Below are 14654 nucleotides of genomic sequence, written 5' to 3' on the forward strand. Positions count from 1 at the left end.
CTCGACGCGTTCTCCCGCACCCGTCCCACCGACCGGTGCCTCGGCGCGCGAGACCGCCGGGGCGGGCGGGCCGTCCCCGGCGTCGGGGGAGCCGGCCGTGGACGCCGGCTCCGATCTCGGCTCTGATCTCGGCTCCGATCTCGGTTCCGACGCGGGGCACGGTACCGGGGCTCCGGCCCGCGTCGTTCTCGCGGACATTCGTGACACCCCGTTGTCGGTGGACGAGTGCATGGCCGCCGTCCTGCTCCCGGACGTGGGCGGGATTGCGCTGTTCGTGGGCACCGTTCGCGACCATGACTCCGGTCGGGGGGTGACGGACCTCGCTTACGAGGCGCATCCGCGGGCGGCCGCCGAGATCGAGCGCGTCGCCGCCGAGGTGGCGGCCGGCGCGCCGGTGCGGGCGATCGCGGTGGCCCACCGCACGGGGCACCTACGGGTGGGTGAGACCGCGGTCGTGGTGGCCGTGGGGGCGGCCCACCGGGCGGAGGCATTTGCCGCCTGTCGTCGTCTGATCGATGACATCAAGGCGCAGGTTCCGATTTGGAAACATCAGGTTTTTGAGGATGGCGCGGCTGAATGGGTAGGCGCCTGCTGAGCGGGGCACCTACGATAGAAATAAGTCATCTTCTTACTCGTCTCGACGTCGAGGCTCCCATGTGGTTCCTGTTGATCCCCCCTGTCGCCCTGCTCCTGACGGCCGTGTGGGTCGCCCTGCGCGGCCGGCCGGACCGTACCTCCGAAGCCATGATCACCATCGCGGGCTACCGGCGCAGCATGGCCGCGCTGGCCCGCCCGATACCCGCCCAGTCCGCCACGCGGACCGGTGCCGACCTCGACGAATCCGGCTACCCCGAACCGCCTCCGGACGATGACCCGTTCACCTCGAACACCCCGCTCTCCCCGAGCGAACTGGACGACCTAGCCGGCTTGGACGACCTGGACGACCTGGGTGTCGCCACCGGTGCCCAGGTGTCGCCCTTCGCCGACACCGTGCCCATCGACGTGTCGTCGCTGCGGCACCAGCCCAGGGGTCGTCCGCCCGAGACCTCCTGACCGCGCGTCGGACCTCCGGCGTCCGGGGCGAGGGTCGCCTGCCCTGGACGCCGGCCCGACCGGGTGCGGGCCGGTACATAGACTGCGTTCATGGCCCGGCGCACCCAGTCTCTCGTGGTGGCGTCGGTACTGGCGTTGGTGCTCCTGGTCGTGGGCCTGTGGATGCCGGTACCGTTCGTCACCCTGGCCCCCGGGCCGGTCACCGACACGCTCGGCGCCGTCGACGGCACCCGGCTGATCACGATCGAGGGGCACCGCACCTATCCGACCTCCGGTCGGCTCGAGCTGACCACGGTCGAGGAGACCCCGAAGCTCAATCTGGTCAGCGCCCTGCAGGACTGGATCGACGACGACCGGGCGGTCGTCCCCACCGAGCTCATCCGGCCTCGCGGCTCCAGCCAGGAGCAGGTCCAGCAGGAGAACGCCCAGGCCATGCTGGACTCGCAGGACCAGGCCACGGCGGCCGCGCTCGCCCAGCTCGGCGTCGCGGCGACGGGCCGATCGGTCGCCGTCTACACCATCCCGGACGGGTCGCCCGCCGCCGGTAAACTCGTGGCCGGCGACGTCATCACCCAGGTCGACGGGGTCGCCGTGACGACCCAGGACCAGCTACGCGCCCAGGTTGGAAAGGTCCGCCCCGGGACGGCCGTCACCATCGCCTACAAGCGGGGTGGCAAGCCGGCCACCGTCACCATCACCACCCGCCCGGCGACCGACGACCCGTCCCGGGCCATGATCGGCATCACCACGACCGAGAAGCGGACCTATCCGTTCACCGTCCGGATCCGGCTGTCGGACGTCGGCGGCCCGAGCGCCGGGCTGATGTTCGCGATGGGCATCGTGGATCTCCTCACTCCCGGGGCACTCACCGGGGGGAAGACCATCGCCGGTACCGGGACGATCACGGCGGCAGGCGAGGTCGGGCCGATCGGCGGCATTCAGCAGAAGATCCTCGGCGCGAAGGCGTCCGGGGCGTCGATCTTCCTCGTGCCGGCGGCGAACTGCGCCGACGCCCTGTCGGTGGACTCCGGCCGCGCGCCCCGCCTGGTGAAGGTCGACACCCTGGCCGGCGCCCTGAAGGCGGTGGACGCGCTGCGGACGAATCCGGCGGCGAGCGTGCCGTCCTGCTGAGCGGTCCGGCCGTCGGGACCGGCCGGGTGGTCTGGACCGGCCGGGTGGTCTGGACCGGCCGGGTGGAGCGTGCGGACGGCCCCCGGGCCACGCGGGTCGCCGGCCGCCCCACCCGGCGGTCGAAGTCACTGGAACGTCGCGAGCAGCCCGTCGACGAGGTTGTCGGCCAGGTCGGGATCGACGACGAGCTCGTCGTCCCCGCGCACCCGCAGGCAGGACGCGTGCAGCCCGCTGCGGGTGACCCCGACGGCGAGCCGGACGTCCTGGCGCTCCGGGTGGTTCGCGGCCCAGTACTCGATCTCGTGGTCGGAGTACGGCGCCTCCTCCTCCGCGCTCGGCGGGAGAACGACGAGCTCGGTCACCAGCACGCAGCCCAGCACCTCAGGGGGCCACCCAATCCCGGCGAGCACCTCGTCGAGCCGGCCCACCGGCAGCGGCTCCTGCTCGACCGGGGTCAGTGAACCAGGCGGCGAATCCCCGATGTGGGGGGCCAGCGCGGGTTCCCGCGCCAGCAGATCGGCGGTGTCGGCGAGTGCGTAGACCTGGCTGGGCTGATCCCAGCCGGAGTCCGCGACGTGCCGCTCGACCTCGAGTACGACGGAGGTCAACTCCGTGATGTTCGGGCTGCTCACCAACCCATCCTCTCCGATCTCCCCTGAGTGCCTGGCGTAGGTTGCCGTACTGGGGCAGTACACGCCCCTCGCGTCGGCACCGCCCGGCTGGTGGGTCCGGAAACCCCGGATCCGCCCTTGTCGATGAACACCCGACCGTCCTGACCGCACGGAGGAACTGTGGCAACGACCAGTCGCCGCCCGGTGCTGACCCGCGCCAAGGTGATCGTCCCGGTGCTGCTGGCCGTCGCCCTCGTGATCGCGTTCTTCGCCACCTTCACGCGGCTCTACACGGACCTGCTGTTCTACCGCTCGGTCGATTTCAGCAAGGTCTTCACGACCGTCATCTACACCCGGATCCTGTTGTTCCTCATCTTCGGCGCGGTGATGGCCGTCGTCATCGGGACCAACATCGTACTTGGTTATCGGTTTCGCCCGCAGTTGCGTCCGCTCTCCACCGAACAGCAGAACCTCGAACGCTACCGGTCGGCCATCGAGCCGTACATGAAGCTGATCCTCTTCGGTATCGCGGCGGTGTTCGGCCTGGCGGCGGGGCTGTCGGCCTCCGGCCGGTGGCGGACCTGGCTGCTGTGGGTGAACGGCGAGTCGTTCGGGACCCGGGACCCCCAGTTCCACCGGGACATCAGCTACTACGCCTTCACGTACCCGTTCCAGCGTTTCCTGCTCGGCTTCCTGCTGACCGCCGTGCTGCTGTCCCTGCTGGTCACCGTGCTGACCCACTACCTGTTCGGCGGCATCCGGCTGCAGACGCCGGGGGAGCGGGTGACGCCCGCCGCCAAGGCGCACATCTCCGTGCTGCTCGGACTGCTCGCGCTGCTCAAGGCCTGGGCCTACTACCTCGACCGGTTCGGCTCGGTGTTCTCCTCGCGCGGCGTCGCCACCGGCGCGTCCTACACCGACGTCCACGCCGTGCTGCCCGCGAAGCTGATCCTGCTGTTCATCTCGCTGGCCTGCGCGGTGCTGTTCATCTACAACATCTTCCAGCGCGGCTGGACGCTGCCGCTGCTCGGCGCCGGGATCCTCGTGCTGTCATCGGTGGTCATCGGCGGCATCTACCCGGCGTTCATCCAGCAGTTCCAGGTGCGGCCGAACGAGGCGACCCGCGAGCAGCCGTACATCGAGCGCAACATCGCGGCGACCCGCGCGGCCTACGGCATCCAGAACGTCAAGCCACAGCCGTACGCCGCGCGCACCGATGTCACCGCCTCGCAGGTCGCCGCGGACACCGGCACGGTGCCCAACACCCGCCTGCTCGACCCGAGCAAGCTGTCGCGGACGTTCCAGCAGCTCCAGCAGATCCGCGGCTACTACGGGTTCGAGAAGACCCTCGACGTCGACCGGTACACCGTGACCGGCGCCGACAAGAAGAAGACCACCCGCGACTACGTCGTCTCCGTGCGGGAGCTCAACCAGGCCGGGCTCGGCGTCGACCAGCGCAACTGGATCAACGAGCACCTCACCTACACCCACGGCAAGGGCTTCGTCGCCGCCCCGTCGAACACCGTGGACGAGGGTCAGCCCGCCTTCGACCAGGGCGAGCGGAACCTCCCCCAGGAGGGCGACTTCGGCGTCAAGGAGAACCGGGTCTACTTCGGCGAGATGTCGCCGAACTACTCCGTCGTCGGCACCCGCCAGGTGGAGATCGACGGACCCGGCCCCGGGGCGGACACCCAGGCCACGACCACCTACACCGGCGACGGCGGGGTCTCGATCGGCTCGACCTTCCGGCAGGCCCTGTTCGCGCTGCGCTTCGGCGAGAAGAACCTGCTGCTCTCCGGCGACATCACCAAGAACTCCCGCATCCTGTACGAGCGCAACCCGCGGGACCGGGTCAGCAAGGCCGCGCCCTGGCTCACCCTCGACGGCGACCCGTACCCCGCCGTCGTCGACGGCCGCGTCACCTGGATTCTGGACGGCTACACCACGTCCGACGGCTACCCCTACTCCGCCCGGCGGACCCTGGGCAACGTCACCGCCGACTCGGTGACCGCGCAGAGCGGCAACCGGGCCCGGCAGCCCGCGAACCAGGTCAACTACATCCGCAACTCGGTGAAGGCGACCGTCGACGCCTACAACGGCACCGTCACCCTGTACGCCTGGGACGAGTCCGACCCGGTGCTGCGGACGTGGATGAAGGCCTTCCCGGACACGGTGAAGCCGAAGCGGGACATCTCGCCGTCGCTGAGGGAGCACCTGCGGTACCCCGAGGACCTGTTCAAGGTCCAGCGTGACCTCATCGGCCAGTACCACGTGTCCGACCCGCGGGACTTCTACTCGCAGGAGGACTTCTGGCAGGTGTCGGACTCGCCCGACGGCAGCGGGCAGCCGCAGCCCCCGTTCTACGTCTACAGCCAGCTACCCGGCCGCTCGGGCCCGTCGTACAACCTGACGTCGCCGCTGATCTCGGCCCGGTCGTCGAAGCTCGCGGCCTACATGGCGGTCTCCAGCGATCCGTCCAACTACGGGCAGTTCACCCTGCTCAAACTCCCGCCCGGGGGCACGATCAACGGCCCCGTGCAGGTGCAGAACGCGATCGAGGCCAACGGTGACGTCGCGAACAAGCTGACCCTGTGGCGGGGAGCCGGCTCGCAGACCATCGAGGGCAACCTGCTGACCCTGCCGGTCGCGGGCGGGCTGCTCTACGTCGAGCCGTACTACGTCCAGGCCCGCGGCGGCTCGGGCTATCCCACCCTGCAGGGCATCGCCACCGCCTTCGGGGAGCGCATCGGCTTCGGCACATCCCTGGGGGAGGCACTCGACAAGGTCTTCGGCTCCGGAGCCGGGGCCGCTGCGGCTGGCGCCGGTACCGGAGCCACCACGACCACCGGTGGCGGTCAGGGTGCTACGCAGAGCGGCGGCGCGGGCGCCGCTCCACCGGGCGGGACGTCCGGGCTGCAGGACGCCGTCAACGCCGCCGACAGCGCCTACAAGGCGGGTCAGGACGCCCTGCGCAAGAACCCGCCGGACTTCAACGCCTACGGCCAGGCGCAGACCGACCTGGCCGACGCGCTGAGCCGGCTGCGGACTCTCGCCAGCCCACCGACGACCCCGCCGGCCGCGAGCCCCTCGCCGAGCGGCTCGCCCGCGCCCGCACCTCGCGGCACCGCCGCCGGCTCCGCGCCGCCCAGCGCGTCGCCGACCGCCGCCCCCGCGCGCCCTGCGGGCTCCGCGGGTCCCACGAGCAGTCCGCCACAGCAGCCACGGGCGGCGCCCACCTCCGGCTGATACTCCCGGAACGGGACGATCCGCCCCCTTTATGATCTTCGCCGGGAAGTTCCCAAAATTAGGGCCGCCATCGGTTTGACATCTGCCGGTGGCGGCCCTGTATAGTAAAGACACACCGACGCGGGGTGGAGCAGCTCGGTAGCTCGCTGGGCTCATAACCCAGAGGTCACAGGTTCAAATCCTGTCCCCGCTACCACCGCGAAAAGGCTCCCGGAGATTTCTCCGGGAGTCTTTTCGATTCTCATCGTCCGGTTTGCCTGCTCGGTAGATCCCTGCGGCCCCCGCCCCTTCGCTCGCGGACCGCACGCCTCAGGCGCGCGGAACGGTCTCGACCTCCGTCTCGTGCGTGGGAGAGCGCCTACCTGGCTCTTCCACAGGGTTCGACGCCCGATTTATCCCTGTGGAAGAGACAGCCGGCGCCGCTTCCATGCACACCACCTCGGCCCAGGCGCTGAGGTGGCCGAACCGCGGCTGATTCGCCGGGCGCGGGTCAGCGGGGGCGGGGCGTGCGCCAGGGACTGCTCGGTCGCGCCGCCTCGGCGGCGCGGAGCAGGGACTGGGCGAGGCGGCGGGCCTCGTCCGGGTCGAGGTAGGCGGCGGCGAGCGTATCCAGCATGGGGGCGTCCAGGCGGAGGAGGATCACCGGAGCCTTGCCGGCGCTCGCCGGCGGCTCGGGCCGCACGGTGATCTCGGCCTGCCCAATGCGAGTAACTAGTATGCCGTCCTGCGGGTCATGGTGGACAAGCGCCATGCTCACCCCATCGTGTCTGGGCCGAGTTGTTGTGTCATTGCACGTGTTGGACTCTTGTTGGTACTGCTTGGTTGTTCGGGGAATGGTGTCGGCGGCGTGACTCCGCGTCCGTTCCCCACTCCGGGCGCCTCACCCGTGGCGACGAGTGCCCATCCGCCGGCCCCGGCGCGGGCATGCCTCCGACCACGGCTTATCGCCGTCGTCGTCGCGCTTCGCCGCCACCGGTCGCCGTCCCGTTCGTGCCCCTGAATCCCGCGTCACCCTGCCCGCCCGTTGCTGTTGCCCTGGCGCGTCAGCGCGCTCCCCAGGTGTAGGTCTGCTTCACCAGACGCAGGTAGACGAACGTCTCCGTGGCGAGCACCTGCGGCAGGGCACGGATCCGATCGTTGATCAGTTCCAGCAGGTGCTCGTCATCCTCGGCGACGATCTCGACGATGAGGTCGAACGAGCCGGCCGTGAGCACGACGTAGTCGACCTCGGGGAGAGCGGCGATGGTGGCGGCGACCACCCGGGTGTCGCCGGTGACCCGTACGCCGATCATGGCTTCCCGGTGGAAGCCGACCCGCAGCGGATCGGTGACGGCGACGATCTGCATGACGCCGGCGTCGAGCAGCCGCTGGACCCGCTGGCGCACCGCCGCCTCGGACAGCCCGACGGCGGCCGCCATCGCCGCGTACGAGCGCCGGCCGTCCTGCTGGAGCTGTTCGATGATGGCCTTGTTGATGTCGTCCAGCAGCCCGTCTGAGGCGGAGCGCTGGCCGGGTGTCCGTCGAGACCGCACCCGGCATCCTCCTCGTCTCGCCCGGCGGTGCGCCGGTCCGATCGCCGGCCGGGGCGTCGGGCCGCGCCGGCCCGGACCGCTCGGAGGGCGTCCCGTTGTCATCGTATGGCTACGAGCGAATGAACGGGGAAGCGATACCTGAATCCGCTTTTGTCTACGGATTCGCTCGCCCGATGGCCAGTCGAGCTACGCTTTCGGTAGGCGCTTGGCTGAAGGGATGCGTGGACGGTGTCGAATCTGATCGTTACCGAGGCAAGTGTGACCCAGGCCGCACTTCACGCCAGGGCGGCGGAGCTCACCGATCGGGAGGAGGCCCGCCTGCAGAACCGGACCCGTGGTTCCGAACGGCTGCACGCGCGGGCGACGCGGTCGATGACGTCGGGGGTGCCCTCGTCCTACCAGGTCCGCGACCCGTGGCCGATCTACCTCACCCACGGGCGCGGTTCGCTCGTCTGGGATGTCGACGGCAACGAGTACGCCGACTTCCACAACGGCTTCGGCTCGATGGTCCAGGGCCACGCCCACCCCGCGATCGTGCGGGCGGTGACCGAGCGGGTCGCCCTCGGCACCCATTTCGCCATGCCGACCGAGGACTCGGTCATCGTCAGCGAGGAGCTCGCCCGCCGGTTCGGGCTGCCGCAGTGGCGCTACGTCAACTCCGGCTCCGAGGCGACGATGGACGCCATCCGCATCGCCCGCGGGGTCACCGGCCGCGACACGATCGTCAAGATCTTCGGCTCGTACCACGGCCACCACGACTACGTGATGGTGTCGATCGGCACGCCCTACGACGACATCGGTCCGGCCGACAACATGAACTCCCTCGGCTACGGCGCGGGCATCCCGCAGGCCGTCATCGACCTCACCGTGCCCGTCCCGTTCAACGACGCCGCCGCGATGGAGCGCCGGATCGAGGCCCTCGCCGCCGAGGGCCGCCTGCCCGCCTGCGTCATCATGGAGGCGGCGATGATGAACCTGGGCGTCATCCTGCCCGAGCCCGGCTACCTCGAGGCGGTCCGGGAGATCACCGCCCGGCACGGCATCATCCTGATCTTCGACGAGGTCAAGACCGGCCTGTGCGTCGCGGCCGGCGGCGCCACCGAGCGCTTCGGCGTGCGACCCGACATGATCACGCTGGCCAAGGCCCTCGGCGGCGGCCTGCCGTCGGGCGCCATCGGCGCGACCGCGGAGATCATGGAAGTCGTCGCCTCGGACAGGGTCAAGCAGGTCGGCACGTTCAACGGCAACCCGCTGACCATGGCCGCGGCCCGGGCGAGCCTGCTGGAGGTGCTCACCCCCGAGGCCTACGCGCACCTGGACCGCCTCAACGACCGCCTGATCGCCGGCTGCGACGAGATCCTGGCCCGCCACGGCATCCCCGGCTACACCGTCGGGATCAGCTCCAAGGGCTGCGTGCACTTCACCGACGCGCCCATCCGCGACTACACGTCCTTCATGGCCCACCAGAACGCCGAACTGCCCGAGCTCGCCTGGCTCTACAACGCCAACCGCGGCGTCCTGATGGCCCCCGGCCGCGAGGAGGAGTGGACCCTGTCGGTCCAGCACACCGACGCCGACGTCGACCGCTACCTCGACAGCCTCGACCAGCTCACCCGCGACCTCACCGCCTGACCCGCCTGGCACGCCTGGCCGGGGTCGCTGATCATCCCTAGAGGGATCGCAACCAGCAACGCCGCCTGGTTGGAGCGGCGATCCGATCGCGGGATGTTGGTGTTCCGCGGAACCGCGCTGCGCGCCTCAGCCCCAGTTTCAGCCCCCAGCTCCGGCGATCGTGGTGTTCCGCGGAACCGCATCGCGCGACCGGGTGGATCCCGTCCGGCGGAGATCGCCGCTGAGTTGTGTACCGGCGGGCTGAGTGCCCACCCGTCGCTGATGATCCGCGGGGCGATCGGAGACGGCGTTCGGCCGGCCCGTTCGGGCTTGAGGAGGGTCAGTGGCCGGTGAGGTGGTCGAGGGCGGGACCGAGGCGGGAGGGGCGGCCGGTGCGGTTCTCGCGGGTGTCGGCGGCCGCGGCGAGCAGGCGGCCGGCGTTGATGCCGAGCCAGCGGGCCGGTTCGGGTTCCCAGGGGCGGCGGCGGTCGACGACCCAGGGGAGCTCGGTGCGAGGGGAGTGCTGGCCGCGGATCAGGTCGGCGAGGGTTCGTCCGGCCAGGGCGGCGGCGGCCACGCCGTCGCCGACGTAGCCGCCGGCCCAGGCCAGGCCGGTGTCGGGGGCGAAACTGACGCCGGGGGTCCAGTCGCGCGGGACGGCGAGAGGGCCGCCCCAGCCGTGGGTGATCCGGGCGTTCGCGGCGGCGGGGAACAGGGTGACCAGGGTGCGGCGGAGGTGCTCGAAGACGGCGGGGGAGGAGTCGAAGGCCGGGCTGGTGCGCGAGCCGAAGTGGTACGGCGCGCCGCGACCGCCGAGGACGATCCGGCCGTCCGCGCTGCGCTGGGCGTAGATGAGCAGCCGGCGCCCGTCGGACAGGGTGACCCGGCGATCCCAGCCGATCTCCGCCCAGACCGACTCCGGCAGCGGCTCCGTGGCGATGATGAGCGAGTAGACGGGGGCGAGGTCGCGGCGCAGGCCGGGCAGGGTGGGGGTGTAGCCCTCGGTGGCCCGCACGACGACGCCTGCCTGGATCTCGCCGTCGGCCAGCACCACCCGACCCGGTTCGATGCGCTCGGCGGGGGAGTGCTCGAACAGCTCGGCGCCGTGGCGCTGCGCCGCCGTCGCGAGGCCGCGGACCAGCTTGACCGGGTGTAGCGCGGCGCACTGCGGATCGAGGATTCCGCCGAGGGCGCCGGGCACCCGGACGAGGCGGGCGGCCTGGTCGGCGTCCAGCCAGCGCGGTGCGGAGTCGACGGCGGGCACGCTCGGGAGGGTTGCGCGGAGGCGGGTGAGCTGGGCGGGGGTGGTGGCGAGTTCGAGGAAGCCGTCCTTGACGAGGTCGCAGTCGATGCCCTCGGCGCGGCAGACGGCGTCGATGTCGTCGATGGTGGCCGCGAGCGGCCCCCGCATCGCCGGCGCCATCGACTGGACGGGGAACAGCGCCGAGCACCAGCCGCCGTTGCGCCCGGACGCGCCGAATCCGGCGATCTCCCGCTCGACGACGGCCACCCGCAGGGTCGGGTCGTCGCGGCGCAGGTGGTAGGCGGTCCACAGGCCGGTGAAGCCGGCGCCGACGATGGCGACGTCGGCGGTGAGCCGGCCCAACAGACGCGGCCGGGGCGTGGGGGCGGGGCCGGCGGTATCCAGCCACAGGGACGGGACGGCGGCTGCGGCGGCGGGACGTCGGCGGCCCGGCATCGTTTCGACCTGCCTTTCTCCGGGGCCGTGCGCCCTCCGCTGGACGGGGCGCGGGTAGCGTGTTTCCGTGGCGTCACGGTCCTTTGTTCACGCTATCCGTGGCCTGAAGTTCGTGTAACCATCGTAATCGTTGTGGTGACATGTCGGGCGGTCGGACGGTCGGGAGACCATCAGCACGAGGAGAGACGTATGGACAAGATCCTCGCCAACTTCGTCAGCGGTGTCTCCAGTCAGACCGCCGGCGGCGAGACGATGTCAATTCTGAACCCGTCGACCGGCGAGCTGTTCGCCGAGGCCCCGCGGTCGGGTCCCGCCGACGTCGACGCCGCCGTCCGCGCCGCGTCCACGGCGTTCGAGACCTGGCGCGACACCACCCCGGCCGAGCGTTCCCGGGCGCTGCTGCGCCTCGCGGACGCGCTGGAGGATCGCGCCGACGAGGTCGCCGCGGTGGAGAGCGCCAACACCGGTAAGCCGCTGCAGCTCACCATCGACGAGGAGATCGGGCCGTCCGCCGACCAGATTCGCTTCTTCGCCGGGGCCGCGCGCCTGCTGGAGGGCCGGGCCGCCGGGGAGTACCTCGCCGGGCACACCAGCTACGTCCGCCGAGAGCCTGTCGGGGTCTGCGCGCAGGTCACGCCGTGGAACTACCCGCTGATGATGGCGGTATGGAAGATCGCCCCGGCGATCGCGGCCGGCAACACGGTCATCCTCAAGCCGTCGGACACGACCCCGGCGTCCAGCCTGCTGCTCGCCGAGATCGCCGCCGAGTTCCTCCCGCCCGGCGTGCTCAACGTCGTCTGCGGGGACCGGGATACCGGGCGGGCGCTGGTCGCGCACCCGGGGCCGGCGATGGTGTCGGTGACCGGCAGCGTGCGGGCCGGCATGGAGGTGGCGCGGGCGGCGGCGGACTCGCTCAAGCGGGTGCATCTCGAGCTCGGCGGCAAGGCGCCGGTCATCGTCTTCGACGACGTGGATCCGGCCGCCGTCGCCGCGGAGATCGCCGGCGCCGCCTACTTCAACGCCGGCCAGGACTGCACCGCGGCGACCCGGGTGCTGGCCGCGCCGGGGATCCACGACGATCTCGTCGCGGCGCTGGCCGAGGCGGCCCGGGGCACCGCGACGGGTTCGCCGGACGAGACCGACGTCGACTACGGCCCGTTGAACAGCGCCGGCCAGCTCGACCGGGTGGGCGGGTTCGTCCAGCGGGCGCCGGAGCACGCCGAGATCCTTGCCGGCGGGGCGCCCCTCGACCGGCCGGGCTACTTCTACCCCGCCACGGTTGTCGCCGGTCTGCGCCAGGACGACGAACTCATCCAGTCGGAGGTCTTCGGCCCGGTCATCACGGTGCAGCGGTTCGACGCGGAGGACACTGCGGTGGCCTGGGCCAACGGCGTGGAGTACGGCCTGGCCTCCAGCGTCTGGACGCGCGATCACGGCCGGGCCATGCGGGTCGCGCGCCGCCTGGACTTCGGCTGCGTATGGATCAACACTCATATCCCGATCGTCGCGGAGATGCCGCACGGCGGATTCAAGAAGAGCGGCTACGGCAAGGATCTGTCCGTGTACGGCCTGGAGGACTACACCAGGATCAAGCACGTGATGAGCAACATCGAGTTCTGAGCTGGGGTGGCCATGACCGTCGGTGCGCCGAGTGCGGGGGCTGGGGGGCTGACCCCGCGGTTCGTCACGGTCCACGGGTATCGGCGCTGCTATCTGCGCGCCGGCCGCGGACCGGTGCTGCTGCTGATCCACGGCATCGGGGACAACGCCCGCACCTGGGGGCCGATCATTCCCGAGCTCGCGCGGCGCCACACGGTGATAGCCCCCGACCTGCTCGGACACGGGGAGTCGGACAAGCCGCGCGGTGACTACTCGGTGGCCGGCTATGCCTGCGGCATGCGTGACCTGCTCACCGTGCTCGGCATCGAGCGGGCGACGGTCGTCGGGCATTCGCTCGGTGGCGGGGTCGCGATGCAGTTCGCCTACCAGTTCCCGGAGCGCTGCGAGCGGCTCGTCCTGGTGTCCACCGGCGGGGTCGGGCCCGATCTGCACCCGGCACTTCGGGCCGCGGCGCTGCCGGGCGCCGGCACGGTGATGTCGCTGATGGGCATCCCGCCGGTGCGGCTCGCCGGCTGGGCCGGACTGCGGACACTGCGGGCACTGCACACCGCCCTCGGCCGCGATGCCGAGGACATCCTGCACGTCTGCGACTCGCTCGGGGTGCCGACGGCGCGGGCGGCCTTCCTCCGGACGCTACGAAGCGTCGTCGACGCCCGCGGGCAGGCCATCACGATGCTCGACCGCTGCTATCTGGCCGCCGGGATGCCGTCGCTGATCGTCTGGGGCGACCGGGACGCGGTGATCCCGGTCGATCACGCCCGGATCGCGCATGCGGCCATGCCCGGAAGCCGGCTGGAGATCTTCTCCGGTGCCGGGCATTTTCCCCATCACAGCGATCCCGCGCGCTTCCGGCGGGTTCTCGAGGATTTCCTGGCCACGACCAGGCCGGCGAGCCACTCGCCACGCCAATGGCGGATGCTGCTGCGCGAACACGGCCGGGAGGAGCGCACCCCCCGGCCGATGGACGATCCCGGCATCCCGGCCTCGCCCACGGCGGCTGCCACGACCGGCACCGAGAGCACCGGCACCGAGACGAACACCGGCACCGAGACGAACACCGCGATCGAGACGAACACCGCGATCGAGACAAACTACACGATCGAGACGAAAACCGGCACCGTGAACGCCACCACCGCCGAGTCCCCCCGTTCGGGGACGTCGCGGGTGGGGAAGCCGCGGGTGGGGGCGTCGCGGGTAGGGGAGCGGCCGTCGCGGGGCACCGGCCGGGGCGGGCCGCCCGATCCGGGCGCACCCGTCGGCTGAGGGCTCGCGGGCCGGTATCAGGCCGTTTCGGGTTCGACCTGGCCGGCGTCGCGCACCGCGGTTCGGTCTATGCCCTCGCGGCCGCGGATGGACGGCTAAGCGATGGGTGGGCCGGAAGGCCCCCGGACAGATGCGGTCATGCCTTCTCGGCTGAACCGCTCTCCTCGACGCTCTTCGTCACCGGGAAGTTCCCGGGGTCGACGGAGATCCTGCCCACTCGTACCTTGTGCATGGTCGCCTGTTCGGGCCACCCGGCGTTCGGATGATGCACAGCCTTCGGCGCGGGTCTGCATTAACAGGTCGCCACCCGCTATCGTGGAGTTCAACGGGCAGGCCGACGTCAATATGGCCTATCCTTGGTGGCGTAACACCAAAGTCCTCAAATCTCGGAGGTCGACCCTTGGCACGCCGTGCACGACTCAGCTGGCCGCAGGAACGGCACCAGGCGAGTGAAGTGGTTGTCAGCCGGGTTGACCCCGGGCGGGGCTGGACGCTGGAGCAGGCCCGTGACCTGGTGCGACAGGGTTACTCCGTCGAGCATGTGGCGGAACGCACCGGGTTTCCGGAGCAGATGCTGAAAGTCGCCGAGGAGGACTGAGCGGAGTCGCCCGTCATCCGGGTGTCAGGAAAGTGCCACGGTGAGCCATGGTCGCCCACCGTCGTCAACCGCGCGGTAATCGCTTCTGCGGGCCAATCCATCGGGCCGGTCGGCCGATCTTTCGTGGCCACTCTCCGTCGGTGGTCCCTATAGCTACCTCAAGCCAACCTAACCGTCGACGATATGACGGTGCGCCGGAGTCAGGTCACGCTGCGCACAACGCAATGGGCGACTACGTCGGCTTCGTCAACCAATTCGCCCCGATGCGCCGCCCGTGCTTCCGACTCATC

General features: G+C 70.9%; 12 protein-coding genes and 1 tRNA gene. 9 read left to right on the forward strand and 4 right to left on the reverse strand.

The features are described 5' to 3' along the window. Positions 1-97: 97 nt before the first annotated feature. The 3 genes from FF36_RS13050 (at position 98) to FF36_RS13060 (ending at position 2184) form a co-directional block, all read left to right on the forward strand. On the forward strand, positions 98-595 hold the full coding sequence (locus tag FF36_RS13050) for a molybdenum cofactor biosynthesis protein MoaE (protein ID WP_370657216.1): 498 nt from the start codon (positions 98-100) through the stop codon (positions 593-595). A 59-nt stretch (positions 596-654) separates the two neighbouring features. Next, entirely contained in the window at positions 655-1053 is a 399-nt protein-coding gene (locus FF36_RS13055; RefSeq protein WP_044885332.1) for a hypothetical protein, read from the forward strand. 90 nt (positions 1054-1143) lie between these two features. Then, entirely contained in the window at positions 1144-2184 is a 1041-nt protein-coding gene (locus FF36_RS13060) for a YlbL family protein (protein WP_044885333.1), read from the forward strand. 125 nt (positions 2185-2309) lie between these two features. On the opposite strand, the gene FF36_RS13065 is transcribed toward FF36_RS13060, so the two are convergent. After that, complete coding sequence (locus tag FF36_RS13065) at positions 2310-2816, reverse strand: PPA1309 family protein (RefSeq protein ID WP_041939808.1); 507 nt, start codon at positions 2814-2816, stop codon at positions 2310-2312. 159 nt (positions 2817-2975) lie between these two features. Here FF36_RS13065 and FF36_RS13070 point away from each other — a divergent pair, with 159 nt between their 5' ends. Both FF36_RS13070 and FF36_RS13075 read left to right on the forward strand, forming a co-directional pair. Next, positions 2976-6041: a UPF0182 family membrane protein gene (locus FF36_RS13070; protein WP_044885334.1), complete on the forward strand. Its 3066-nt coding sequence runs from the start codon at positions 2976-2978 to the stop codon at positions 6039-6041. A gap of 119 nt (positions 6042-6160) precedes the next feature. Then, positions 6161-6237: transfer RNA gene (locus tag FF36_RS13075), tRNA-Met, on the forward strand. 294 nt (positions 6238-6531) lie between these two features. Here the strand turns inward: FF36_RS13075 and FF36_RS13080 are convergent. Together FF36_RS13080 and FF36_RS13085 are read right to left on the reverse strand one after the other, a co-directional pair. After that, a complete protein-coding gene (locus FF36_RS13080; protein ID WP_044885396.1) occupies positions 6532-6792 on the reverse strand; it encodes a hypothetical protein in 261 nt (86 codons plus the stop codon). 292 nt (positions 6793-7084) lie between these two features. After that, complete coding sequence (locus FF36_RS13085; RefSeq protein WP_044885335.1) at positions 7085-7573, reverse strand: Lrp/AsnC family transcriptional regulator; 489 nt, start codon at positions 7571-7573, stop codon at positions 7085-7087. A gap of 228 nt (positions 7574-7801) precedes the next feature. Here FF36_RS13085 and FF36_RS13090 point away from each other — a divergent pair, with 228 nt between their 5' ends. Further along, a complete protein-coding gene (locus tag FF36_RS13090) occupies positions 7802-9205 on the forward strand; it encodes an aspartate aminotransferase family protein (RefSeq protein ID WP_044885336.1) in 1404 nt (467 codons plus the stop codon). A 319-nt stretch (positions 9206-9524) separates the two neighbouring features. Here FF36_RS13090 and FF36_RS13095 read toward each other — a convergent pair whose 3' ends face one another. Then, entirely contained in the window at positions 9525-10883 is a 1359-nt protein-coding gene (locus tag FF36_RS13095) for an NAD(P)/FAD-dependent oxidoreductase (protein ID WP_044885337.1), read from the reverse strand. Positions 10884-11072: 189 nt separating this feature from the next. Here FF36_RS13095 and FF36_RS13100 point away from each other — a divergent pair, with 189 nt between their 5' ends. From FF36_RS13100 to FF36_RS13110, 3 genes are all read left to right on the forward strand, one after another. Further along, complete coding sequence (locus tag FF36_RS13100; protein WP_044885338.1) at positions 11073-12503, forward strand: gamma-aminobutyraldehyde dehydrogenase; 1431 nt, start codon at positions 11073-11075, stop codon at positions 12501-12503. Positions 12504-12515: 12 nt separating this feature from the next. Beyond that, the gene (locus FF36_RS13105) at positions 12516-13766 is read left to right on the forward strand and encodes an alpha/beta fold hydrolase (protein WP_044885339.1); all 1251 of its coding nucleotides are present in this window, start codon (positions 12516-12518) and stop codon (positions 13764-13766) included. Between the two features lie 454 nt (positions 13767-14220). After that, complete coding sequence (locus tag FF36_RS13110) at positions 14221-14364, forward strand: hypothetical protein (RefSeq protein ID WP_235487522.1); 144 nt, start codon at positions 14221-14223, stop codon at positions 14362-14364. Positions 14365-14654: the final 290 nt, after the last annotated feature.

Source organism: Frankia torreyi (genome assembly GCF_000948395.1).
Lineage (GTDB): Bacteria > Actinomycetota > Actinomycetes > Frankiales > Frankiaceae > Frankia > Frankia torreyi.